The sequence below is a fragment of the Devosia sp. J2-20 genome, from assembly GCF_055808475.1.
Genome location: NZ_CM147870.1, coordinates 2,986,933 through 3,009,498, shown reverse-complemented (window position 1 = coordinate 3,009,498; position 22,566 = coordinate 2,986,933). Strand labels below are relative to the sequence as shown.

Annotated in this window: 23 protein-coding genes and 1 pseudogene; 12 read left to right on the top strand and 12 right to left on the bottom strand. The window is 61.4% G+C overall.

What is annotated here, in order from left to right; translation table 11 throughout:
* Positions 1-9: 9 nt before the first annotated feature.
* A complete protein-coding gene (locus AC0L37_RS14760; RefSeq protein WP_282222827.1) occupies positions 10-825 on the top strand; it encodes a transporter substrate-binding domain-containing protein in 816 nt (271 codons plus the stop codon).
* Between the two features lie 26 nt (positions 826-851).
* On the opposite strand, the gene AC0L37_RS14755 is transcribed toward AC0L37_RS14760, so the two are convergent.
* Both AC0L37_RS14755 and AC0L37_RS14750 read right to left on the bottom strand, forming a co-directional pair.
* Entirely contained in the window at positions 852-1,034 is a 183-nt protein-coding gene (locus AC0L37_RS14755; protein WP_473313210.1) for a DUF2306 domain-containing protein, read from the bottom strand.
* A gap of 182 nt (positions 1,035-1,216) precedes the next feature.
* Positions 1,217-1,631, bottom strand: a pseudogene (locus AC0L37_RS14750) (tellurite resistance TerB family protein).
* Between the two features lie 145 nt (positions 1,632-1,776).
* On the opposite strand from AC0L37_RS14750, the gene AC0L37_RS14745 reads away from it, so the two are divergent.
* Positions 1,777-3,423, top strand: coding sequence for a lysine--tRNA ligase (locus AC0L37_RS14745; protein ID WP_269367936.1), 1,647 nt, complete (start codon positions 1,777-1,779; stop codon positions 3,421-3,423).
* 49 nt (positions 3,424-3,472) lie between these two features.
* Here AC0L37_RS14745 and AC0L37_RS14740 read toward each other — a convergent pair whose 3' ends face one another.
* Genes AC0L37_RS14740 through AC0L37_RS14730 form a run of 3 tightly spaced genes read right to left on the bottom strand, consistent with a single transcriptional unit; the run spans position 3,473 to position 5,252 of the window.
* Positions 3,473-4,384: an alpha/beta hydrolase gene (locus AC0L37_RS14740; protein WP_282222828.1), complete on the bottom strand. Its 912-nt coding sequence runs from the start codon at positions 4,382-4,384 to the stop codon at positions 3,473-3,475.
* Positions 4,385-4,440: 56 nt separating this feature from the next.
* Positions 4,441-4,662 carry a helix-turn-helix domain-containing protein gene (locus AC0L37_RS14735; protein ID WP_212659005.1) on the bottom strand — a complete coding sequence of 74 codons (222 nt, stop codon included), beginning with the start codon at positions 4,660-4,662 and terminating at the stop codon, positions 4,441-4,443.
* Between the two features lie 5 nt (positions 4,663-4,667).
* Positions 4,668-5,252 (bottom strand): hypothetical protein, encoded by a 585-nt coding sequence (locus AC0L37_RS14730; protein WP_282222829.1) that lies wholly within the window; start codon positions 5,250-5,252, stop codon positions 4,668-4,670.
* Positions 5,253-5,359: 107 nt separating this feature from the next.
* On the opposite strand from AC0L37_RS14730, the gene AC0L37_RS14725 reads away from it, so the two are divergent.
* On the top strand, positions 5,360-5,749 hold the full coding sequence (locus tag AC0L37_RS14725; RefSeq protein WP_282222830.1) for a chlorophyllide reductase: 390 nt from the start codon (positions 5,360-5,362) through the stop codon (positions 5,747-5,749).
* A gap of 16 nt (positions 5,750-5,765) precedes the next feature.
* Here the strand turns inward: AC0L37_RS14725 and AC0L37_RS14720 are convergent, their stop codons facing one another.
* From AC0L37_RS14720 to AC0L37_RS14710, 3 genes are read right to left on the bottom strand one after another with little or no spacing between them, the layout of a single operon-like run.
* Positions 5,766-6,107 carry a DUF2087 domain-containing protein gene (locus AC0L37_RS14720; RefSeq protein WP_282222831.1) on the bottom strand — a complete coding sequence of 114 codons (342 nt, stop codon included), beginning with the start codon at positions 6,105-6,107 and terminating at the stop codon, positions 5,766-5,768.
* Entirely contained in the window at positions 6,088-6,552 is a 465-nt protein-coding gene (gene aac(6'), locus AC0L37_RS14715) for an aminoglycoside 6'-N-acetyltransferase (RefSeq protein WP_282222832.1), read from the bottom strand. The genes AC0L37_RS14720 and aac(6') overlap by 20 nt, the downstream gene beginning before the upstream one ends.
* Entirely contained in the window at positions 6,549-7,190 is a 642-nt protein-coding gene (locus AC0L37_RS14710; RefSeq protein ID WP_269367940.1) for a S24 family peptidase, read from the bottom strand. Before AC0L37_RS14710 ends, aac(6') begins: the two co-directional genes overlap by 4 nt.
* Before the next feature lie 132 nt (positions 7,191-7,322).
* On the opposite strand from AC0L37_RS14710, the gene AC0L37_RS14705 reads away from it, so the two are divergent.
* Positions 7,323-7,679 carry a DUF952 domain-containing protein gene (locus tag AC0L37_RS14705; protein WP_269367941.1) on the top strand — a complete coding sequence of 119 codons (357 nt, stop codon included), beginning with the start codon at positions 7,323-7,325 and terminating at the stop codon, positions 7,677-7,679.
* Positions 7,676-8,785, top strand: coding sequence for a quinone-dependent dihydroorotate dehydrogenase (locus tag AC0L37_RS14700; RefSeq protein WP_282222833.1), 1,110 nt, complete (start codon positions 7,676-7,678; stop codon positions 8,783-8,785). Before AC0L37_RS14705 ends, AC0L37_RS14700 begins: the two co-directional genes overlap by 4 nt.
* Here the strand turns inward: AC0L37_RS14700 and AC0L37_RS14695 are convergent.
* Positions 8,782-9,453: a response regulator gene (locus AC0L37_RS14695; protein ID WP_212658997.1), complete on the bottom strand. Its 672-nt coding sequence runs from the start codon at positions 9,451-9,453 to the stop codon at positions 8,782-8,784. The two genes, AC0L37_RS14700 and AC0L37_RS14695, sit on opposite strands and share 4 nt — an antisense overlap.
* 235 nt (positions 9,454-9,688) lie before the next feature.
* Here AC0L37_RS14695 and AC0L37_RS14690 point away from each other — a divergent pair, with 235 nt between their 5' ends.
* The 4 genes from AC0L37_RS14690 to AC0L37_RS14675 all read left to right on the top strand — a co-directional run bounded on the left by AC0L37_RS14690 (position 9,689) and on the right by AC0L37_RS14675 (position 15,234).
* Positions 9,689-11,134, top strand: coding sequence for a hypothetical protein (locus AC0L37_RS14690; protein ID WP_473313194.1), 1,446 nt, complete (start codon positions 9,689-9,691; stop codon positions 11,132-11,134).
* A gap of 11 nt (positions 11,135-11,145) precedes the next feature.
* On the top strand, positions 11,146-13,395 hold the full coding sequence (locus AC0L37_RS14685; protein WP_282222835.1) for a peptidoglycan-binding protein: 2,250 nt from the start codon (positions 11,146-11,148) through the stop codon (positions 13,393-13,395).
* 154 nt (positions 13,396-13,549) lie between these two features.
* Complete coding sequence (locus tag AC0L37_RS14680; protein WP_212658995.1) at positions 13,550-14,476, top strand: sulfite exporter TauE/SafE family protein; 927 nt, start codon at positions 13,550-13,552, stop codon at positions 14,474-14,476.
* Complete coding sequence (locus AC0L37_RS14675; RefSeq protein WP_282222836.1) at positions 14,473-15,234, top strand: TIGR02186 family protein; 762 nt, start codon at positions 14,473-14,475, stop codon at positions 15,232-15,234. The genes AC0L37_RS14680 and AC0L37_RS14675 overlap by 4 nt, the downstream gene beginning before the upstream one ends.
* On the opposite strand, the gene pdeM is transcribed toward AC0L37_RS14675, so the two are convergent.
* Entirely contained in the window at positions 15,235-15,942 is a 708-nt protein-coding gene (gene pdeM, locus AC0L37_RS14670) for a ligase-associated DNA damage response endonuclease PdeM (protein ID WP_282222837.1), read from the bottom strand. It abuts the gene before it with no gap.
* Positions 15,939-18,422, bottom strand: a complete 2,484-nt coding sequence (locus tag AC0L37_RS14665; protein WP_282222838.1) for a ligase-associated DNA damage response DEXH box helicase — start codon at positions 18,420-18,422, stop codon at positions 15,939-15,941. The genes pdeM and AC0L37_RS14665 overlap by 4 nt, the downstream gene beginning before the upstream one ends.
* Before the next feature lie 91 nt (positions 18,423-18,513).
* On the opposite strand from AC0L37_RS14665, the gene AC0L37_RS14660 reads away from it, so the two are divergent.
* From AC0L37_RS14660 to AC0L37_RS14650, 3 genes are read left to right on the top strand one after another with little or no spacing between them, the layout of a single operon-like run.
* On the top strand, positions 18,514-18,807 hold the full coding sequence (locus AC0L37_RS14660; protein ID WP_282222839.1) for a DUF6460 domain-containing protein: 294 nt from the start codon (positions 18,514-18,516) through the stop codon (positions 18,805-18,807).
* Positions 18,807-19,478 (top strand): nucleoside/nucleotide kinase family protein, encoded by a 672-nt coding sequence (locus AC0L37_RS14655; protein ID WP_282222840.1) that lies wholly within the window; start codon positions 18,807-18,809, stop codon positions 19,476-19,478. Before AC0L37_RS14660 ends, AC0L37_RS14655 begins: the two co-directional genes overlap by 1 nt.
* A gap of 16 nt (positions 19,479-19,494) precedes the next feature.
* Positions 19,495-20,850: an MATE family efflux transporter gene (locus tag AC0L37_RS14650; RefSeq protein ID WP_282222841.1), complete on the top strand. Its 1,356-nt coding sequence runs from the start codon at positions 19,495-19,497 to the stop codon at positions 20,848-20,850.
* On the opposite strand, the gene AC0L37_RS14645 is transcribed toward AC0L37_RS14650, so the two are convergent.
* On the bottom strand, positions 20,847-22,469 hold the full coding sequence (locus AC0L37_RS14645) for a hybrid sensor histidine kinase/response regulator (protein WP_212658989.1): 1,623 nt from the start codon (positions 22,467-22,469) through the stop codon (positions 20,847-20,849). The two genes, AC0L37_RS14650 and AC0L37_RS14645, sit on opposite strands and share 4 nt — an antisense overlap.
* Positions 22,470-22,566: the final 97 nt, after the last annotated feature.

Here is a 22,566-nt window from a genome sequence, read left to right as displayed (position 1 = left end):
CCATCCAGATTGCGGCTACTGGGTTTGATAACGGCTTTGGCGCTGGCTGTGTCCGGCACCCCTGCCTTTGCGCAGGCTTTGCCCTATCACGCTGATCCCTCGGCGCGAGAAATCCTGCCCGGCAGTACAGCCGTGCCCGCCATTCGGTTTTTGACCACGGTAGATTTCCCGCCCTTCAACTTCCGTGATGCCAGTGGCGAGATGATTGGCTTCAATGTCGATCTGGCCAAGGCCATCTGTGCTGAGGTCAACGTCGCCTGCACCATCCAGGCCTGGCCTTGGGAGCAGGCCACCGATGCCCTGGCCGACAATCAGGGCGACGCACTGATCGCCGGGCTCGAAATGTCCCAGGCCAATGGCGCGGCGTTCGACTTTTCGGCCACTTATATGGCGTTGCCGGGCCGGTTTGCCACGCGCGCTGCTGATGTGGCTGACTTTGACATTGATGCCTTGAGTGACAAGACGGTTGCCGTGCGGCGCGGCAGTGCCCATCAGGCGTTCATGCAGCGCTATCTGCCAGACGTCCCCTTGCAGGCGGTCGACACCGAACTGGCAGGTCTGGCCGCCCTCAAGGCCAGTAATGTCGATGCCTTCTTTGGCGACGCCTTGCGCGCCTCTTTCTGGCTCAACGAAAATCTCGATTGCTGCAGTTTCGCCGGAAGTGCCTATTTCCGGCCCGCCCTGTTCGGCGAGGGCCTGTCCATTGCCGTACCGGCTGGGCACGATGCCATCCGGCATGCCATTGACTGGGCGCTAGTGCGCCTCAAGGACAATGGCGTGCTCGATGAGCTCTATCTGCGCTGGTTCCCGGTCGGCTTTTATTAGGCCGCAGAGGCAGGACCGCTGCCGGATCAGATATTCGGCCAGCAGCAGATTAGGAACTGGCACAGCCAGGCGATTGCCGTATATGCCGCAGAGAAGTTCAGCTCGAACAGCAGCGGGATTGGCAGATAAAGGCGCAGGGTAACGGCTGCCAATGTCAGCGCGATCGAGCGTGTCATCCATTGCCGGTGTGTAGCCTGATCGCCAGCCATAGCGTGCCGAATGCCCAGCCCGGTGGTATATGGCCAGAAACCTAAAACCGCATGCTGCCATGGGCCCGCTGTCGTTGTCACCCATCCACGCTATTCGAGCCTGGCGCTGGCCAATCGATCTGCGAGCCCAGCCAAAACCTGCCGGCAATGCTTTCACTGCTCGACAAGCTCGATCTGACGACCTAGTCGGGCATGCGCCGATGGCGGGCGCGGGCGCTCACTTCAATGGCCGCGGTGGTCAGGCGGTCCAGATCCAGCCGGTCGCGCAGCATTTCGAGGAACCGCAGTTCTTCCTGCTCCAGATGCAAATCCACGGAGGTCACATCCACGGCCACTGCATAAGCGGTGTCCTGCAATTTGTGGGGCAGCGCCGCAATGGCATCATCGATTACCTGATCAAGGCCACCGGGACCATTGAGCTTGTCTGCACAGGCATTGGCCACCACCGCCAGCCGGCTGGAATCGAAGGTCTCGAACACCGGCAGGCGGCCGATCAGCCCCTGGATTCTGCTCCAGTTCCTTTTCGGTCATTTCGCTGTCCGAAGAGGCAGCGACGATCATCAGGTGGATCAGGGCGTCATGGGCGCTATTGGGCATTGAACATTCCAGGGCTGGTGTCTGAACATGATAGCTAGGCGCGCCGTCCAGGCTTGGCAAGCTCAGCGGGTCTCGAAATCGTTGACGCCACAGCGCGGGGATGCAACACAACGCGGCATTTCCTCCATTCTGAAAGGCACGCCCTTTGTCGCCCGCTCCGTTGCCCGAACTCGATCCTGCGTATTTTGACGCTGCTCAGACCGCCCGTGCCTGGCCGTTTGAAGAAGCACGCAAGCTGGTCAAACGGCTGGAGAAATCGGGCAAGGGTGAAGCTGTGTTCGAAACCGGTTATGGCCCCTCGGGCCTGCCGCACATCGGCACCTTCGGCGAAGTGGCCCGCACCACCATGGTACGGACGGCCTTTCGGCTGCTCACACGCGACCAGATTCCGACCCGGCTGATCTGTTTCTCCGACGACATGGATGGGATGCGCAAGATCCCTGAAAATGTGCCGTCAAGGGAGGCTATGGAGCCCCATCTGCAGAAGCCCCTTAGCGCTGTGCCCGATCCCTGGACCAATGAGTTTGCCAGCTTCGGCGACCACAATAACGCCATGCTGCGCCGCTTCCTGGACACGTTCGGCTTCAACTACGAATTCATCAGCGCCACCGACTATTACAAGTCTGGCAAGTTCGACGCCGTGCTGCGCCTGGCCGCCGAGCGCTATGACGACATCATGAAGGTGATGCTGCCCACTTTGGGGGCGGAGCGCCAGGCTACCTACAGCCCCTTCCTGCCGATCTCCCCGATCTCGGGGCGCGTACTCTATGTGCCAATGAAGGAAGTCAACGCCACGGACGGCACGATAACCTTTGCTGATGAAGACGGCACGGACACCACGCTGCCTGTCACTGGCGGCCACGTCAAAATGCAGTGGAAGCCCGACTTTGGCATGCGCTGGGCCGCTCTGGGCGTTGACTTTGAGATGTTCGGCAAGGACCACCAGACCAATGCGCCGATCTACGACAAGATCTGCACCATTCTGGGCGGCAAAGCCCCCGAGCATTACGTCTATGAACTGTTCCTGGATTCCGAAGGTCAGAAGATCTCCAAGTCCAAGGGTAACGGCCTGACCATTGACGAATGGCTGACCTATGCCGGCAATGAGAGCCTGGGGCTCTATATGTTCCAGAAGCCCCGCACGGCCAAGCGTCTGCATTTCGACGTCATCCCACGGGCGGTGGACGAATATGCCGCTCATGTCGCGTCTTTTCAGAAGCAGGACGCCACGGCACGGATGGAAAATCCGGCCTTCCATGTCCACTCGGGCAATGTGCCCAAGATCGACATGCCGGTCACTTTTGCGCTGCTGCTCAACCTGGCGACGGCTTCCAACCCGGAAACGCCCGAAGTCATGTGGGGCTATATCTCCGCTTACGCTCCGGGGATATCGCCGCAGACGCATCCGCATCTCGACGCCCTGGTTGGTTATGCCATGCGCTATTTCCGCGATTTCGTCGAGAAGAGCTATCGCGCGCCCGATGACGTCGAGCGGGCGGCCCTTGAAGCCCTGTCCGCGTCGTTTGCAGATTTGCCCGCTGATGCAGATAACGAAGCGATTCAGAATGCGGCGCTGGATGTCGCACGCGGCATCGAGCGTTATCAGGATCATACGCGAAAGGGCCCCAATGGCGGTCCAGGCGTGTCTGGCGACTTCTTCCAGATGCTTTATCAGGTGCTGATCGGGCAGGAACGCGGCCCCCGCTTCGGCTCCTTTGCCGCGCTTTATGGTATCGACAATACCCGAAGGCTCATTGCCGACGCGCTAGCCGGAAAAATGCTGTCCAAATAACGGTCTGACGCGCGCATGGAGGACAACTCCGTGCGCGCGTTTCTTGTTTTCAGCAGGCTGGCGATGGTGCTTCCACCCACTGGGCGGCCAAAGCCGCGATTTCCGCCATTCGCGAACGGCCATCGGGCATCTTCATGCCATGGTCCAGGCTCGGGAATTCCCAATAGGTCAGTGTGCAGCGGCCTTCGGCGGCAAAGGCATCGGCGGCAAGCCGGGCCGATGCCAAAGGGCTGGAGGTATCGAGGCCGCCTTGGATCAGCAGGATTGGACTGCTGCCTGCCAGCATGTAGTCGACGGCTTTGACATCCAGAATATCGGCCCAGAACCGATACGTTGAACCAGCAAACAGCTCGTCGCTGTCAGGATTGGCACGGGCCGCGGCAAAGCCGGCATCAATGGTCGCATGCCCCTCCGGTGGTACTGTGCGCCGTACCGTTTCGGCAAATGTCGTGCCTGAGGATGATGACAGCATGATTGTCGCCCGCGGCTGCAACTGTGCTGCCAGCATTGCGACAGCCAAGCCACCCTCCGAACCACCAAACAGCACCAGATCTGCCGCGGGCATGTTTGACTGACTGCGCAGATGGTCGAGAACTGCTCGGTAATCGTCGACGCGCTGCGAAAGCGTATACTGCGTTACAAACTCCTGGGGGCAGTCGGCGTAACCGTCCACTATCGCGCTATCCGGTGCGATCCCGATTTTCTCGACAATCAGTGCGGCATAATTGGGAAATGCTGCACGAACGGTTGCCAGAGACGCATTATTGGCGCCGGGCGCACAGCCCGAGCCCTGGCTGATCAAGATCAAGCCCCCGGCATGTGCTGGCGGGCGATCCAGCGTGTAGTGGATAAGGCTGCCATCCGCCCGGGAAAGCGTGTGGACATCGGGCGCTGCGGAGCTTGGCAGTGCCTGCAGACAGGCAAGAAACAGGGCGAGCGGAAAGGTAGGCTGCAACCGCATCTGGTTGACCTCAATGAAAAAGATGGAGTGTTGACGCTGCCAAGTGCCGCGACTGGTCAGTCAGCGGCGACCGTTGCTGGAACGTATTCGAGAATGTCGGCGGGCTGACAGTCTAGGTAATCGCAAATGGCATCGAGCGTCTCGAACCTTATGCCCTTTACCTTGCCCTGTTTGAGCAGTGACAGATTGGCCTCGGTAATTCCGATATGCTCGGCCAGATCCTTGGACTTGACGTTGCGCAGGGCGAGCATGACGGCGAGATTGATTTTGATACTCATGAGCCTCAGACGAACTGACTGTTTTCTTCAGCGAGGATTACGGCTTTTTCCATTGCCCATGCCAAGGCGGCGATAGTCGCGGCAAACAGCGTCATCAGCAACATGTCGCTACTGATCTGCACAGACAGCTGCCGCATGCCCGCCGGCGCATGCCAGCTCAGCAATACCGTCAGTGCGCTGAAACTCAACGCCTTGGTGATGATGCCCAGGCCGATGCCGGCTGCAAAATCCCGCAATCCGCCAATCCCGCGCGCCGAAAATGGTCGCCCCTGGGCAAACTCGGAAAAGCAGCGCCGCAGGCGCACGAGCCCCCATATCAGGGGCGCAACGCCCACTATGCCGATCCCGGCGGCCAGCAGGCGCCTGACCGGCGTCACGACACCCAGAGCGTCGCTACTTATCCCGGTCATGGCCAGTATGTCCTGGCGGTCCACCAGGCCCCAGTAAAGCACCAGCGCAACGGGCAGCAGCGCCGCTGCAGCGATCACGCATAGCGCCAGCGTGTTGAAGGTCAACGCGGTGCGCGAAGCGACTGGTATTCTGAAATTGGCGATATCGCTCTGCAGCGGGTTCACGCGTGTGTCGATCATCATCGGTCTCCATTCGATGATATAGGTGTAGCCCAATAATTATTGTTTGACAATAATAAAACATCGCAAAAGAATACGGAACCATCATAGAACGATAAGGCCATGCAATGTCACCTGCACTCAAGCCCGTGCTGTTCGCAGCGCTGCTCTCCCTGACGCCAACGCTTGCGGTCGCCCAGACAGCGGGCAGCACCGACACAGGAATGATCTCGATTGCGCAGGTATTTGAGCTCGCCGAACGCGCTGACGGCGATCGCGGCGCTCGTATGGCTGTGACTGCCTATCTGGCGGCTCTGGGTGAGACCACCAGGGCTCTGTTGCAGCAGGCCGAGGCGCGCGGGATCTCCCCAGTCAGGTGCAACACCGATATCAGCCTCACCAAGCACAGCGTTCTTGAGGCATTGCACGCAGCGGCACCGGATAGTGCGAGATGGAGCAATACGCCAGCTACGCTCATCATTGTCGCCGACATGTTCGACAGGGCAGGGTGTCGTTAGGTCGGCTGCACGATGATCAGGAGGGGTTGTGCCCCGTGTCGGCCAGCCGCGCTGCCACGTCGCCTGGTACATGCGCGATGTGCCGGCAGACCCGGCAATCGGGCGTGCGGCGGAGCAGATCCAGATCGCACAGCTCACGAGGCAACAGGGCGAAGTCCTCGCAGTCGCGTCCGTCGCGCAGCATCGAGCTGACTTCGGTTTCGGTCATCTGCCGATCTTCCGGCAGGTATGACCAGACCACCCCCAATACCAGCAACTGTTCGGCCCGCTTGGATGGCCAGCGCAGCAGTCGGCCCAAACCATCAAAGCACCGCGCGACCTTGTCGGCGCGTTTGGGATCAATGGTCGGCGGGGTCATTGGAGAGCGCCTTGCGGAAATAGACGACGCGCTGTGTCTCTTCGAACCCCAAAGCGGCGTGCATGCGATGGCTTTCGGTATTGTCTATCGCGGCATCCGATGCAAATTCGCTGCACCCCAGCCGCCTGGCCCAATCCTCGACGGCGTCCACCAGCATGCTGGCAACGCCATTGCGCCGATGCTCGGGCACGACATAGATGCCTTCGAGAAACGCAACCGGGCTCGTCTGGCAACCATTGACATAGTCATGCCGAAGCGCAGCCTCAGCTATCCCCACTGCCGAGCCATCTGCCGTTCGTGCAACGAAGTTTGCCAGATCCTTTGGCGCCGCCAGTATCTGGGCAATGGCTGCAGCATGAGTGTCGAGCCCATGGCGCGGCCACAGCGCCTGGCGCAACGCTGCCCAATCTGCACCATCACTCGCGGTCGCCGCCGTGATGATCATTGGCTGGCCCAGATGATCCGCGCGATCCACTCGACCTCGACCAAGTCGAAGATGCGGGGCTCATAGGCCGGATTGAGCGAGTGCAGTTCGATCTGGCGCCCGGTCTGTCGGGCCAGGATCTTGGCCATCACTTCGCCATCGCGGGTCTTGACCACCACCCGGTCGCCGCGCCGTACCTGCTCGGTGGGGGAAACGACAATGCGGTCGCCTTCGCGATAGAGCGGCTCCATGGAATCGCCATGCACCTCGAGCGCGTAGATGCCGCCCTCCTGAGGTGTAGGCAGCGAAATCTCGTCCCAGCCTTGCCCGGCAGGGAAGCCCGCACTGTCAAAAAAGCCGCCACTGCCTGCCTGTGCCAGCCCCAACAGGGGCACCGTGCGGTTGGGGACATTGTCGTTGAGCTGCATGAAGGCCCCGGCGCCCGACAGGAACGTGTCGAAACTTTCCCCGGTCGCTTCCAGGATCTTGGAAATGCTCTCGGTCGATGGCCAGCGTTCGCGCCCATCCTTGCTGACCCGCTTGGATACATTGAATGCCGTGGCATCCAGACCGGCCAGCTTGGCAAGGGCCGAGACGGAATGACCATGGCGTCGCGCCAGGGCATCTATTCCATCCCAGATGGCTCTATGTGACAGCATGGCGAGAGGCCTGAAGAGGAAACATGTCTTATATGTGGAATTAAGTCCTAGATATATGCCGCTCCCCATCCCCTGTAAAGAGCATCCATCCAGCGCTTGCCGCCGTCTGCGCTCCCCATTAGGTTCGCGCTCATGAGCACCCCGGAATTCGTCTATAAGATCGCCACCGAAATTGGTTTCGCCCCGGCACGCAAAGCGGCGTCTTTTGCCGGCATGCCGATCGATGCCAAGGATGGCTACATCCATTTTTCCACTGCCGCGCAGCTGGCGGAAACCCTGCGCCTGCACTTCGCTGGCCAGTCTGGCCTCGTCCTGCTGGCGGTACGCAGCGCCGATTTGGGTGATGATCTGGTGTGGGAGCCGTCGCGCGGCGGCGCGCTGTTTCCCCACCTCTATGGCGGGCCATTGCCCATCGCCAACATTGCCTGGGAGGCGCCGCTCAGTGTGACGGCCGACGGTAGCTGCGAACTGCCGGAGGCGGTAAAATGATTTTTTCCGCGCTTGCGCCGCTATTACGTGTGCCCGCCGTTTCTGGCCTGACCAAGCAGACCCTGCTCAAGATGGACGCCGAAACCGCGCACCTGGCGACGATTACCGCGCTTCGGCTCGGTTTGGCACCCGATCAGGTCCACCCCGATAGCGCCGAATTGCGCACCACTCTGTGCGGTCTTGATTTGCAGAACCCTGTCGGCATGGCGGCTGGCTTTGACAAGAATGCCGAAGTGCCGCGCCCCTTGGCCCAGATGGGCTTCGGCATGGTCGAGATCGGCACGGTCACGCCGCGCCCCCAGACGGGGAATCCCAAGCCGCGCCTGTTCCGCGTGTCCGATGCTGATGGCGTTATCAACCGCATGGGGTTCAACAATGAGGGCCATGAAGCCGCCTTCGCCCGGCTCAAGGGGCTGCGTGTTCCCGCCGCCTTGGGCGTTAATATCGGTGCCAACAAGGATAGTGACGACTTCGTCGCCGATTATGTGCTCGGAGTGCGGAAGTTCGCGGACATTGCCGATTACCTGACCGCCAATATCTCCTCCCCGAACACCCCTGGCCTGCGTAATCTGCAGGCTGACGAAGCCCTGCAGCGCCTGCTGGGTGAAATTCTTTCAGCCCGGGCCAAGGCCAGGACACGGGTGCCGGTCTTCCTCAAAATTGCCCCCGATCTCGATGAGGCGGCGCTGGATTCCATCGCTAGGGTCGTTCTGGCCACCGACCTGGACGGGCTGATCATCTCCAACACCACCATCACCCGCGATGCGGTGGCCGGGCTGGCAAATGCCGAGGAAACTGGTGGGCTCTCGGGCAAGCCGCTGTTTGATCTGTCGACCCGGAAGCTTGCCCAGATGCGACAGCGCGTTGGCGATCTGCCCATTGTCGGGGTGGGGGGGATCCACTCGCCGCAATCGGCCCTGGCCAAGTTCGAGGCAGGTGCCAACGCCGTTCAGCTCTACTCCGCGCTGGTGTTTGGCGGTCTTGAACTGCTCGACACCATCAAGCGTGGTCTTGTTGCCGCCGTTCGGGCGCAGGGCAAGACCAATATCGCCCAGCTGGTCGGGAGCAGATCTGCAGACTGGGCGCAGGGCAAGGGACGCCTTTAGACTTTTTCGGGGCCCGTGGAAAACAACGCCTCGAACTGGCCATCCTCAATCCGCGCCGCCGCGATCACCGCCTGGGTGCGGCTATCGACGTCCAGCTTTTGCAGAATGGCAGAGACATGCGCCTTGACCGTGGCTTCCGAGATGGTCAGCTCATAGGCGATTTGCTTGTTCATCAGCCCGTCACTGAGCATCATCAGCACGCGGACCTGCTGCGGCGTGAGCGTTGACAGGCGGCGCATCAGGGCCGTGTGATCATCATCGCCGCTCAGCGTCGTCCCTTCGGGCACGAACACTTCGCCCGAGAGCACGGTTTCGATGGCGCGACGGATTTCTGTTGGCCCCACAGATTTGTGCAGATAGCCCGCAGCTCCCAACTCGAACGCGCGGCGCACAACCGTGCTGTCCTCGACCGCAGAAATGATCATCACGGGAATATCGGGATATTGCGCCCGCAGCAGCAAGAGCCCCGAAAACCCCCGCACGCCGGGCATGTTGAGGTCCAGTAGCACCAGATCGCAATCGCGATCAGCGTCGAGCGCAGAGCTCAAGCCAGCCAGATCACCTGCCTCTTCGACCGTCACGGTTGCATCGCCACCAGAAAGGGTTTGGCGCAAGGCAGCGCGGAACAGCGGATGGTCGTCAACGATGATGATACGGCGGCGTGTCATATTGGCGTGGGCCTCCCAGCGCGTGGACAATAGGGGTGTATCGTCACCCTGTAGTCGTAAACCACTAGAAAATCAGCTCTCTAGGGGTCCGGCACTGGCTTTATGCGGCAATGCTTAACGGGTTCTTTACCATAAAATCCCAAGAGTGAGCGTCATACCTTCGTGTTGAATCGCGGGGGGGACCGTCTTTTCATGACAGGTATCGTTTATGGCCCGCGCGCACTCTTTTCAGGATATGACCGACCCGGCTCGTGAACCGCAGCCGGGCGAGTGGCAGGCCTTGCGTGGTGAACTGGTAGCCCTGCTTGATCAGGTTGAGGGGCGCTACGCCCAGGTCGAAGAGCCCGAGCCCGCCCTGACGGGGCTGACCCAGCGCGTCCGCAACCTGCGCGATCAGGTGATCGGCCCCGAACCTGCCGTCCGCCGTCGCGAGGCTCTGCGCACCGTCAAGCGTGCCGTTGATCGTTTCAGCGAACGCGATGAAGCCGCCCATCACGATGATGAAGACGACGCGCTGGCCAGCGCCATCGCCGAAATTCGCGGCCGACAGATGTCGGGCACCGCGGCCGGGTTGGGGCGTCGTGTTGTCGATACCCCTGAATTCCGTGAACTCAATTCCTTGGTCGGTGGCCTCTCGGGTCGCCTTGGTCGGCTTGAAACCGAACTGAAATCGCAGCGTAACAACCATGGCAGCGTGCACGAAGTTGCCAGCCAGGTTGAGCAGCTTACCCATGTCGTGGAACTGCTTGCCGGTGCCGTCGGTGAAACTGGTCAGGTCAAGCGCCTCGAATCCCAGATCGGCGCACTGGCCCAGTTGATCGAGCAGGGTCCCAAGGTGGACCTGACCGCCATCAACAAGCGCCTTGACGACGTGTCCAGCACAGTGGGCAAGCTTGCCGAACTGCAGGCCCAGCAAATGGAGCGCGAGATCGTCCGCGAGGATCGGATCGCCGCTGCACCGCAGACGGAAGGCGCCGCAAGCCTTGTCCCCACCATGCAGGCCATCGAAGCCAGCGTGCGCAATGTCTATGACCGCATTGATTCCATCGACAAGAACATCGGTCTGCCCTCAGGCGACTTCGAACGACTGACAGCCGAGATGGCCGCCTTTACCCAGGCCATGCACAATGGCGATGCGGCCCCTGGCGCGCTGATCAGCAAGGTTGATGCCCTGGCCGCCCGTATTGGCGATTTCGAGGTCGCCAATGGCGACGTTGCTGGTCTCAAGCAGGATGTATCGGCCCTTCGCGAAGCTGTGCTTTCGGGCATGGAGCCGCGCTTTGACCGAATTGAAAGCCAGATTGGCGCCCTCTCTGAGCGCATCCAGCCGGCCGCAGACAGCGCCAATGTTGAAAGCCAGCTCAAGCTGCTGATGCAGCGCATGGATGAAACCGGCGCCCAGCTCAATGGCCTGGCCAAGCTCTATTCGGACTCCAGCGATGCCGCCGATATCGAGGCCGTTGCAACACTGGTTGCCGAGCGCACCAGCGATGCCCTAACCCGCAAGGCACCCGCACCAGTCGCCATGTTCGGTCCGGACAGCCTCAAGAGCATTGAAGACCGCCTGGCCGGCATGATCAAGAGCGCCGGCAACCCCCCGATTACGAAACCCTGGCCGAACTGGTTGCTGAACGCACCTCGCAGGCCGTCGCCAAATCGACCCCGGCTGCTGCCGGGATGAGCCCCGACGGCATGAATGCTCTAGAAGAGCGCATGACGGCGCTGTTCAACACAGCTGGCAAGGATACCGCCGAGCGCCTGACGCGGCTCGAAGCGGTGCTCACCAATCGTGCGGCTGCATCCGCTGCATCCGCCCCGACTGCGCCCACTGCGGCTGAAATTCAACCCGCCCAGCCAGCCACCAGATCTTCGACTGGTTTTGGTCTGACCACACCGCCCACTGAAGCGCCCGGAGAAAGCCGCGCCGAGCGGCTCGAAGCCATGCTGTCTGCTCTGGGCACCGCGCCGTCTGACGACGACGATGATGCCATGCCCGCCAATCCGGGCGATGACGCACCACTGGTTGATCCCGGCTTCAAGAATGCCGGCCCTGTCCGCTCGGCTCTGGCTGCCAAAGTTGGCGCTACCCAGCCGCCGCCAATGGCACACGAGCCCGAGGCGCCGCCCCAGACAGCAAGACCAGAAGCCCCAGCTGCGTCTGTCGAAAAGCCAGCCGCAACCACGCCAGTAGACCGCCCCGCCTTTGATCCAGGCAGCGTGGAGCGTCCACCGCGCCCGCAGTCCAGCTTTTCCCCGTCGGGCGCTGAATCCTTCAAGTCGTCTGCGCCTGCGGTATCGCCCGCTGAAGCTCAGGCTAGCCAGAACAGTACCAGCACCTTCGTGGCCGCCGCCCGTCGCGCCCAGCGTGCGCGTGCCGAAACTGCGGTCCCTGAAGTTGCCGGCGGCTCAGTCATCAGCCGCGCCCTGTCGCGCTTCATGCCCGACAAGGCCTCCGAGCCAGCGCCCCTCTTGCGCGAGCCGGACGTCAAGCCGACCCCGGAAAAGCCAGTCAAAGTCGAAAAGCCTGCCAAGGCGGAGAAACCAGCCAAGGTCGAAAAACCCAAGCGCCGGATCCGTCTGGGCAAGTCCGAGCCCAAGGCTCCCCCAGTTGATGCCGTCACCTCGGCCGGCGTGACTGCCGAGCCCGACACAGACACGCAGCCCAATTTCCTGGTGCGCCACCGCAGGCCGCTGCTACTGGCCGCTACGCTGGTGGCTGTCTCCATGCTGGCCCTCAATCTGGTCATGCAGCGCATGGCGCCTGCACAGCCACAACAGCCAGCCGTCGAAGAGCCCGCACCCGCCGCGGCCCCTGCCGCGCCTGCTGGTGAGCCAACCGCATCGCAGGACGTATCGCTGGTCCGGCCCGAGCCGCGCGTCATCGATATGGTCGATGATACCGCGACGGCCTCGATCAACCCCAACGTGTCCAGCTTCAGCCGCTCCAATGTGGCCACCACGCCAATGCCGCCATCGCTGCTGGCCAGTACCGGTGGCAACGGCGCGACCTTTGCCCCGAACGGCGCCATGGGTGACGTGCCCGCCACTACGGGCAGCATTGGTGGCAAGATTACCATTCCCGAGACCTTTGATCTGCCGACCGAATCCGTCGGACCAGTTGAACTGCGTCAGGCCGCTGCCGATGGCGACGCCAAGGCTCAGTTCGAAGTGGCTGCCATCTTTAGCGAAGGTCGCGCTGTCGATCAGAGCTATGAAGAAGCCGCCGTCTGGTATGAACGCTCGGCAGCGCAGGGTTTCGTGCCCGCGCAGTATCGCCTGGGCAATCTCTATGAGACCGGTACCGGCGTTGATAAAGATCTCGAACTGGCCAAGCTCTGGTATCAGCGCGCTGCCGATGCCGACAACCGCATGGCCATGCATAATCTGGCGGCACTCTATGCCAGCGGGCAGATGGGCGAGCAGGCCTTTGAAACTGCAGCCGAATGGTTCGCTCAGGCGGCCGCACGCGGCATGACCGACAGTCAGTTCAATCTGGGCATGCTCTATGCCCGCGGTCTTGGCGTTACCCAGGATTTCGAGCAGTCCTATAAATGGTTCTCCCTGGCTGCCCTTGGGGGCGACGCCGACGCTGCCAAGGCACGCGAAGATATCGCCAAGTCGCTCAGCGCAGAAGCCGTCAGCCGCGTCGGGGCCGAGGTGGCTGCCTGGAAGTCAGCACCGATCAACCTGGCTGCCAATTTTGCGCCCATCGGGACGTGGTCCGACAAGTTCGTGGCCGGCGAACCCATCACCTCGCGTGAAGTGATCACCAAGGTGCAGATGGCGCTGGCGAAGTTGGGCTTTGACATCGGCACCCCTGACGGTCTGGTTGGTCCCAAGACTGCCGAAGCCATTCGCACATTCGAGCGGGGCACCGGCATGAGTGAAACCGGCGTGATCAACCCGCGTCTGCTCGCCGTTCTGGGCAGTCAGCCGGTCTGACATCAAAGCGTATTCTGACTGTGTGCCTTATGCGCCATACAGCGCAAAAAATAGTGGGGCTCCTGCCTGTAAAAGGTGGGAGCCTTTGACTTATTGTTGACGGACGATCCTGTAGGGTCGTTGCGATGTAGTTGTTTCGAACGGAACCAGGGTCTTGCAGATCTATCTGCCGATCGCCGAACTTTCCGTGAACCTCTTCTTTCTCGTGGGGATCGGAGGGGCAGTCGGATTCCTGTCGGGCCTGTTTGGGGTCGGCGGTGGTTTCCTGCTGACTCCCTTGCTGATTTTCTCTGGTGTTCCCGCACCTGTCGCTGTTGCTTCGGTAACCGGCCAGGTCGTCGCGGCATCGACTTCTGGCGCCCTCGGACACTATCGACGCGGCGGCATAGACCTTCATCTCGCTCTGTATCTGATTATTTCCGGCATTATGGGTGCCATTGGTGGCGTGGCTGCGTTTGACATGCTGCGCGATGCCGGTCAGCTCGATGTGGTCATTTCCGTTGGCTTTCTGGTGCTGCTCGGTTCGGTCGGTACGCTGATGCTGGTGGAGTCGGCGCGCTCGCTGCTCAAGTCACGCAAGGGCGTGGTGGTGCGCGAACGCCTGCCCAATCAGCACAACTGGATTCACGGTCTGCCGCTACGCGTGCGCTTCAAGAAGTCGCGTCTTTATATCAGTGTGCTGCCTGTCCTGCTGATTGGGCTGTTTATCGGCTTCGTTGGCTCGCTGTTGGGCATTGGCGGTGGCTTCATCATGGTGCCCGCGTTGGTCTATCTGCTGCGTGTGCCCGGTAGCATTGTCATCGGCACTTCGCTGGCGCAGGTGGTTGCCATGATGGCCGCGACCACCATCCTGCATGCCGTGCAGAGTCAGAGCGTCGATATTCTGCTCGCCTTCTGCCTGATGGTGGGCGGCACCGCCGGCGCCCAGTTCGGCGCATCGGCCGGCAAGTATCTGCGAGGCGAGCAATTGCGCGGCCTGCTGGCGCTGCTCGTTCTGGCCGTGGCGATCCGCTTTGGTGTTTCGCTGATCCTCACCCCAGCTGACGTGTTCAGCATGGCGGTGGTCGGAGGTAGCCAATGATCCGGTTTCTTGTCATCGTGATCCTGACAGCGCTGCTGATCTCCTCAGCGCATGCCGAACGCCTCGTTTCCCAGCTCTCCAATGATAGCGTCGAGATCACCTCCAGCTTTGATGGCGAGAGGATGACCTTCTTCGGCACCATTGCGCCCGATGCTGGTTCCGATCAGAAGTTTGTCACCGGCCCCTTCCACGTTGTGGTCGTGGTGCTGGGGCCGACACAGAACCGTGTCGCGCGCGAAAAAACCCACAATTTCGGTATCTGGTTGAACACCGATCAGGTCGAATTCGACAACTTCCCCAGCTACTTCCATGTGCTCTCCAGCGACAAGCTGACGGACATTACCGACGTCACCACCCTGACGGCCAACGCCATCCTGCCCGAGGCCCTGACCCTGGCCACGAGTACGGCCGACTGGTGGAAAACTGCTGTTTTCAGCCCCCAACTGGTTCGGCTGATGCGCGAGGAGGGGCTGTTCGGCATTCAGGAAAATGGCGTCAATTTCCTGTCCGACAATTTCTATTCGGCCCGGCTGACGCTGCCCAGCAATGCGCCGCCAGGGCCCTATATCGCGCTGACCTACGTCTTCAAGCAGGGCGAAATCATCGCCCGGAAGTCCGAGGGTTTTTCGGTGCGGAAGATTGGCTTTGAACGCTTTATCGCCCTGTCTGCCGTGCAGCAGCCGCTGCTCTATGGTCTGGTCTGCGTCATTCTGGCCTTGTTTACCGGCTGGCTTGGTGGCGTGCTGTTCAAGCGCTGATCAGTTGCGGACCAGCCGCTTGGGACTGACCGGATAGGTGCGATCCTTGCCCAGCATGGTCACTTCCAGCCCCGGCAGATAAAACAGACCGTTAAAGGCTGCCGAAAGAATATTGATCGACCCCGTCGAGGCGCCATAGGCGGGCAGGATCATCAGCCGATTGTCATGCACGAAGCACGGACGACGCGTTGAGCGCCCTTCGATCTGGATATGGGCTGCCGGGTGCAAATGTCCCGCCATCAATCCAACGGTGCCTCGGCGCGGCTCGTGTGTGAGAACCAGCCCGTCCAGCGTAACCTCGTTTCGACACTGTCCGCCCAGTACGTGCGGGCGCGGATCGTGATTGCCTGCCAGCCAGAGCCATTCCGCCAGCCCCGTCAACCGGTCCAACCGTGCGCGGTCCGTCTCGCTGAGCGTGGTGGTGCCCTCATCGCGATGGAAGCTGTCACCCAGCGAGACCAGACGCTGCGCGCCGGTACGTCGCAGATCGGCCTCCAACCGAGAAAGCGTCATGCCGGTATCATAAGGCGGCAGCATCTGCCCGCGTCTGGCAAAGCTGCTCATCTTCTCCAGATGCAGATCGGCAACCAGCAACGTCTGCCGGCTATGCCAGTACAGCGCGCCGGAAGGCAGGGGTTCAAAATTATGGCCGGCAAAGCGCAAGACCGGTGTCTCCGTCATCTCGGCTTGATATTGGACCTGGCTCAAGATTGCCCAAGCGCCTCACGCATCAGTTCATCTGCGGCATCAGCCATAGCCGATTCGCGCCCCTCGCCGAAAATCGGCTCCTTGCCGATATCGAGCATCACCGGTACCGCAAGTGGTGAAATCCGGTTCAGCGGCTTGTGCACGATATGGCCGCGAATGCGCGCCAGCATGTCGCCCAGCCGCTCAATATCGAGCAGGCCCCGCGCCGCGTCACGACGGGTGGCCTGGATCAATATGTGATCGGGCTCGTGCTGATAGAGCACGTCATAGATCAGGTCCGAGCTCATGGTGATCTGCCGGCCACTTTTCTCGCGGCCCGGATGTCGACGTTCGATCAACCCGGCAATGATCGCGCAATTGCGGAAGGTGCGTTTCATCAGTGCCGATTCATCCAGCCAGGCTTCCAGATCATCGCCCAGCATGTCCTCGGAGAATAACTCGTCCAGCGATAGCCGCTCGGTACGGATCAAAGCTGACAGATCGCCCAGTCCCCAGATCGCCAGCGCATATTCACTGGCGACAAAGCCCAGCGGCCGCGCCCGTGATCGTTCCAGCCGCCGCGTCAGCAACATGCCCAGCGTCTGGTGCGCCAGCCGACCCTCAAACGGGTAGCACACCAGATAGTTCTGTGCCCCACGCGGAAAGGTCTCGACCAGCAGGCTGTCGCGCTTGGGCATCACCGACACGTCGCGCTGCAAAGCCAGCCAGTCGCGCACCTGCTCGGGCAGCTTGGCCCAGTCTGCCGGCGTATCCATGATCCGCCGTACCCGGTCGGCCAGATAGGTCGTGAGCGGAAACTTGCCGCCCATATAGGATGGTATCTTGGGATTGGCCGCCTGCGCCCGCGACACAAAAGCCTCATTGTCGCGCATGCCCTCAAAGGCCACGATCTCGCCGCCAAACATGAAGGTGTCGCCCACCAGCAGCGTGCCGAAGAAATACTCTTCCATCTCACCCAGCACGCGCCCGCCCGCCCCGATGGGGCTCTTGGACTGGCCTTTCTTGAAGCCACGCGACCGCACCAGTCGCACCCGCACCATCGGCTCTTCGATAATGGTGCCTATATTGAGTCGATATTGCTGGGCCACCTGCGGATTGGCCACGCGCCAGCTGCCGTTTTCAGTCATCTTGAGGCGGGCATAACGCTCATAGGCCTTGAGCGCATAACCACCCGTGGCCACGAATTCGAGCACGCGGTCGAACTGGCTGCGTTCCAGATCACGATAGGGCCAGGCGAGCTGTATTTCGGCATAAAGATCGTCTGCCGCAAACGGCGCTGCACAGGCCATACCAAGAATATGCTGCGCCAACACGTCATAGCCGCCATTGACCGGGTCTTCGCTGTCCTGATGGCGCTCGGCCACGGCCTCCAGCGCCGCCTCGCATTCGAGCACCTCAAAGCGGTTGGACGGCACCAGCATGGCTTTGGATGGCTCGTCCAGCCGGTGGTTGGCGCGGCCAATGCGCTGCAGCATGCGCGAGCTGCCCTTTGGCGCCCCCACCTGCACCACCAGATCGACATCACCCCAGTCAATGCCCAGATCAAGGGTGGAGGTGCACACCACCGCCTTGAGCGTGCCCGCAACCATGGCGGTCTCGACCTTGCGGCGTTGCTCAACCGATAATGAGCCGTGATGGAGCGCAATGGGCAGTAATTCCTCATTGACCGCCCACAGCCCCTGAAACAGCAGTTCGGCCTGACTGCGCGTATTGACGAACAACAGCGTGGTGCGATGCCGCTTGATCGTTTGATAGAGTTCGGCGTGGGCGTAGTTCGCCGAATGCCCTGCCCAGGGCAGGCGCTGTTCGGTTTCGAGGATTTTGAGCACGGGCGGCGCGCCACCCGAAGCTTCCAGCAAATGGGTTGGCTTGCCCGAAACCGGCTGCGCGATCCAGTCCCGCAACAGGTCTGGTCGCGCCACCGTGGCGCTGAGTGCGGTGATCTGCAGATCGGGTGCTAGCGTGGCAATGCGCGCTAGCGCCAGCGACAGCAATTCGCCGCGTTTGGAGGTCACCAGGGCGTGCAGCTCGTCGAGCACAATGCGCTTGAGCGAACTGAAGAACAGCTCGGCATGCGGGTGGCTGATCAACAGGCACAGCTGTTCCGGGGTGGTTAGCAGGATATGCGGCGGCTTTGCCCTTTGCCGGGCCCGCTTGCTGGCCGGTGTATCCCCGGTGCGGGTCTCGACCTTGATCTTGAGACCCATCTCGTCGATCGGGCCGGTCAGATTTCGCTGCACATCCACCGCCAGCGCCTTGAGCGGGGAGATATAGAGCGTGTGCAACCCGTCATGATCGCTCTGGACCAGATCGGTCAGGCTGGGCAGAAAACCCGCCAGTGTCTTGCCCGCGCCGGTGGGCGCAATCAGCAGCGCCGAGGCGCCTGCCTGCCAGCTTCCCAGAACATCAAGCTGATGCTGCCGTGGTGCCCAGCCCTTGGTGGCAAACCAGTCGGCGATGATGGCAGGCAGTTCAGCCAAATCGAAGCTCCGCCAGAAGCGCGGAAGGCTTCTGCAAATCACAAAACTCACTATATGGTCACTCAACGCACAATAGACAGCCGGAGCAATTATGAGTGATCCATCACGCAGCGAGTATGATCGACCCACAAGGTTCGAACGCCTGCTCGGGGACCGGCCGGGCAAGGTGATTGTCCGGCTCGTTCTGCTCTCGCTGCTGGTTGGTTTTCTCATGTCGGTCTTTGGTGTCGATGCCCAGCAGATCGTGCGCGGCACAATCGAGCTGTTCCGCGAAGCCCTGCGCGATGGTGCTGGTGTGTTCCGCAGCCTGGGCGGCTATATCCTCACCGGCGCCGCTCTGGTTGTGCCCATCTGGCTGCTGATCCGACTGACGAGGAAAGGCTGATGGCACCCGAGCACCTCAACCTCACCCCGCAGCAAGCCCTGTCGCGTCTGGTGCCCCATATCCTCGAAATGGAATCCAAGGCTCACGCCCGCATTGCGATTGGCATCGCTGGTGGTCCGGGCACCGGCAAGTCCACGCTCGCCGCTGAACTGGTGACCATGCTCAATGCCACCCATCCCGGTAGCGCCCAATTGATCCCCATGGATGGCTTCCACATGAAGCACGCCAAGCTCGAGGCCATGGGGCAAACCGACTACAAGGGGGCGCCGCATACCTTCGAAGGCGCCGAGTTCGTCAGCTTCCTGCACCACCTCAAATCGGCAAAGCAGGAAGTCAGTGGCCCCGGCTACTCCCGCAAGATCGAAGATGTCGTCGAAAAAGCCTTCACCGTTGCGCCCGAAGTTCGCGTGCTGATTGTGGAGGGCAACTATCTGCTGCTCAGCGAAGGTCCGTTTGCCGGCGCCCGGCCCTTACTGGACTACGCCGTCTTCATTGATGTGCCGCGTGATCTGGTGCAAGCCAGACTGCTCAAGCGGCATGGCGAGGAAGGCCTGTTCAGCGAAGAGCGCAACCGCGCCCATATCGAGCGTAACGACCTGCCCAATTATGATCTTGTCTGTCTGTCGCAGGACCGTGCAGATGTGGTGATCTCCCTGATCACCGACCACTGAGTCTGCGAGCCCCATCATGACCACCGGCGCCCGTCCGCAACACCCCTTTGTCGTGCGCCATGCAGATGTGTGGAAGATAGCCGTTCCGGCCTCTGTGGCCTTCATCACCGAGCCGCTTGTCGGCATTGTTGATATCACCGTCATTGGCCGGTTGGGTGATGCCGGCCTGCTCGGTGGTCTGGTGCTGGGCGCCCTGGTCTTTGATGTCATCTTTTCGATGACCTATTTCCTGCGCATCGGCACTGCTGGTCTGACCGCACAGGCGGTCGGGGCACGCGATCCGCGCGACGGCCTGCTCCACGTCAGCCGCGCCTTGGTGCTGGCCGTGATCATCGGTCTGGGCATGATTGCGCTGGCCGTGCCGCTGCACTGGGCCAGCCAGGCGTTGCTGGCGCCCGGGCCCGGCGTCAGCGCTGCATTGAGCGAGTATTTCTTCGTTCGTATCTGGGCCGCCCCGGTGGTGATGATCAACCAGTGCCTGCTCGGCTGGTTCTATGGGCGTGCCGCCGCTGCGACCGGGATGATGCTGCAGATCCTGCTGCATGGCATCAATATTGTGGCCAGCATTGTACTGGTGTTCGGCTTTGGCATGGGCGTGCGTGGGGTGGCTCTGGGCACTGTGCTGGGCGGCACTATTGCTGCCGTGCTTGGCTTGATTCTGCTGGTGCGCCACTATGGTGGCCTGCGCCGTCTGCTTGATCGGGCACCGCGCATCGAACTGCTCGATACTACGGCGCTGCAACGCATGTTCGGGCTCAGCCGCGATCTGATGATCCGCTCGGCAGCCCTGATGGGAGCCTATGCCTGGTTTGCTGCGCAGGGCGCGCGCATGGGGGAGGTGGCCCTGTCAGCCAATGCTGTGCTGCTCAACCTGCTCATGGTCGTATCGTTCTTCCTTGATGGGGTGGCGCAGGCCGCCGAGCAATTGACCGGCAAGGCCGTGGGCGCCAACTGGCGTCCGGCCTTTGATCAGGCCTATGGACTGAGCTTTGTCTGGGGTCTGGTGCTGACCGTCTCCATGGGACTGGCCTGGTATTTTTCCGGCCCGCTGATTATTGGCGTGATGACCACCAATGCCGAAGTCCAGGCCTATGCCCTGACCTATCTGCCCATCGCCGCGCTGTGCACCGTCACCTTCATGCCCGCCTTTGTCTATGACGGCATACTGATTGGCACCACGCTCAACGCCACCATGCGCAATGGCATGGTGATCTCGCTGGTGGTGTTCCTGGCGGTGGCGCTGGTGGCGCAGCCATTGCTGGGCAATTGGGGGCTGTGGCTGGCGCTGCACAGCTGGTTCATCGCCCGAGGCGTGATCTATTGGTGGGCGCTTGAACGTCGTAAGGCCGGGCTGTTCAGCCCCGCTGCCTAGCTGCTTCGGCCGCCGGGACTGCGGCTTTGATTGGCCAGCCCACTGATTGCCGCCCGCAGCGCTGCCGGCTTGACCGGCTTGGTCACCACCGCAATGCTGCGCTCCTCGGCCAGTGCCCGCACCGCAGGGCTGCGGTCAGCCGTCACCAGCGCCGCCGGCAAATGTCCCCCCACATTGTGCCGTAGCCATTCAATGGCATCGAGCCCCGAGGTCTGATCGAGGTGATAGTCCATCAGCACCAGATCGGGATACCAGCCCTCAAGCAGGCGTTCCTTGTCGATCTGCTTGAGCGATAGCGCACTGCGAACATCGCATCCCCAATGGCGCAGCAGCCCTTCCATGGCCTCGATGATGGCGCGCTCATTATCCACACACAGCACTTTGAGGCCCAGCGTGCCGAAATTGGTTTCAGCCGGCGCAGGCCCCATCTCGGCCGTCGGACGGATTGTCCGGGTCAGCGGCAGGAACAGCGAAAACCGTGATCCGCGTCCCTCGCTGCTATCCAGTTCCATGGTCAGCCCAAGGGCGGTCACCAGACGCTGCACGATCGACAGCCCCAGCCCCAGCCCCTGTGCCATGCGGGCGCCCCGCTCCAGCCGCGAAAATTCGGCGAATAGCAGCCGGTGCTGGTCCTTGTTGAAGCCGATACCGGTGTCGATCACATCAAGCCGCATGCGATTGCCGCGACGGCGCAACCCGACCAGCACCTTGCCGCCCGGATTGGTGTATTTGATCGCGTTCGACACCAGATTCTGCACGATGCGACCCACATGGGAGCGATCCACCAGCACCGAGCTTTTGCTCGGCACGATGCGCAACGTAATATTGCGCTCGCGCGCCATGGGGCCAAACTCCACCTCGATCCGTTTCAGCATGTCGCGCGCTGCGACCGGCACAGGAGCGGGTTTGAGTGCCCCGCTATCGATGCGCGAAATGTCCAGCAGCGCCGACATGATGTCTTCCACTGCCGTCAGTGACGCTTCGATCGAATTGGCCAGTTCCGCCAGTCCCGTTGATTTGGCCCGCTCGATCAGAGTCGAGGTATAGAGTCGCGCTGCATTGAGCGGCTGCAGCAAGTCATGGCTGGCCGCAGCCAGAAACCGCGTCTTGTCATGATTGGCCGCGTCGGCCTTGGCGCGGGCGCTTTCAAGCTCGGTATTGACCCGCGTCAGCGCTGCCGTGCGTTCGGCAACACGCGCTTCGAGCGAAAGATTGACCCGTTCCAGTTCGCGCTCGGCTTTGACCCGCGCTGTGACATCAGCAAAGGCAATGACCAGGCCGCCATCGGGTAATCGGCTGGAATGAAACTCCAGTGTCTGCCCCCCATTGCCCCGCCGCTGTGTCACTGTGACGGGTGAAGAAGTCAGCATGTTGATCCGCTCTATAGCCAGACGCGCTGCGTCGCCATCGCCCAGATCCCCGCGATCCCCCAGATAGAGCGCGATATCGAACAGCGGCGTGCCGACCTTTTGCAGGACTTCGGGCACTTCAAGCAGCGAATTGTACCGCGCATTGGACGTTACCAGTCGCAGGCTGGCATCAAACACGGCTATGCCCTGCGGAATGTGGTCGATTGCCTGGCTCAGGCTGGTGGTTGGGGCAAGGCTGTTTGGCGGCATGGGCGAGAGGCGACCTTTGTGGGGATATTCCGGACTATCTGCCCCCTCGCAAACCTGCGCAAGAACAACCCGCGGGTCATTGCTTTTGACCCATCAC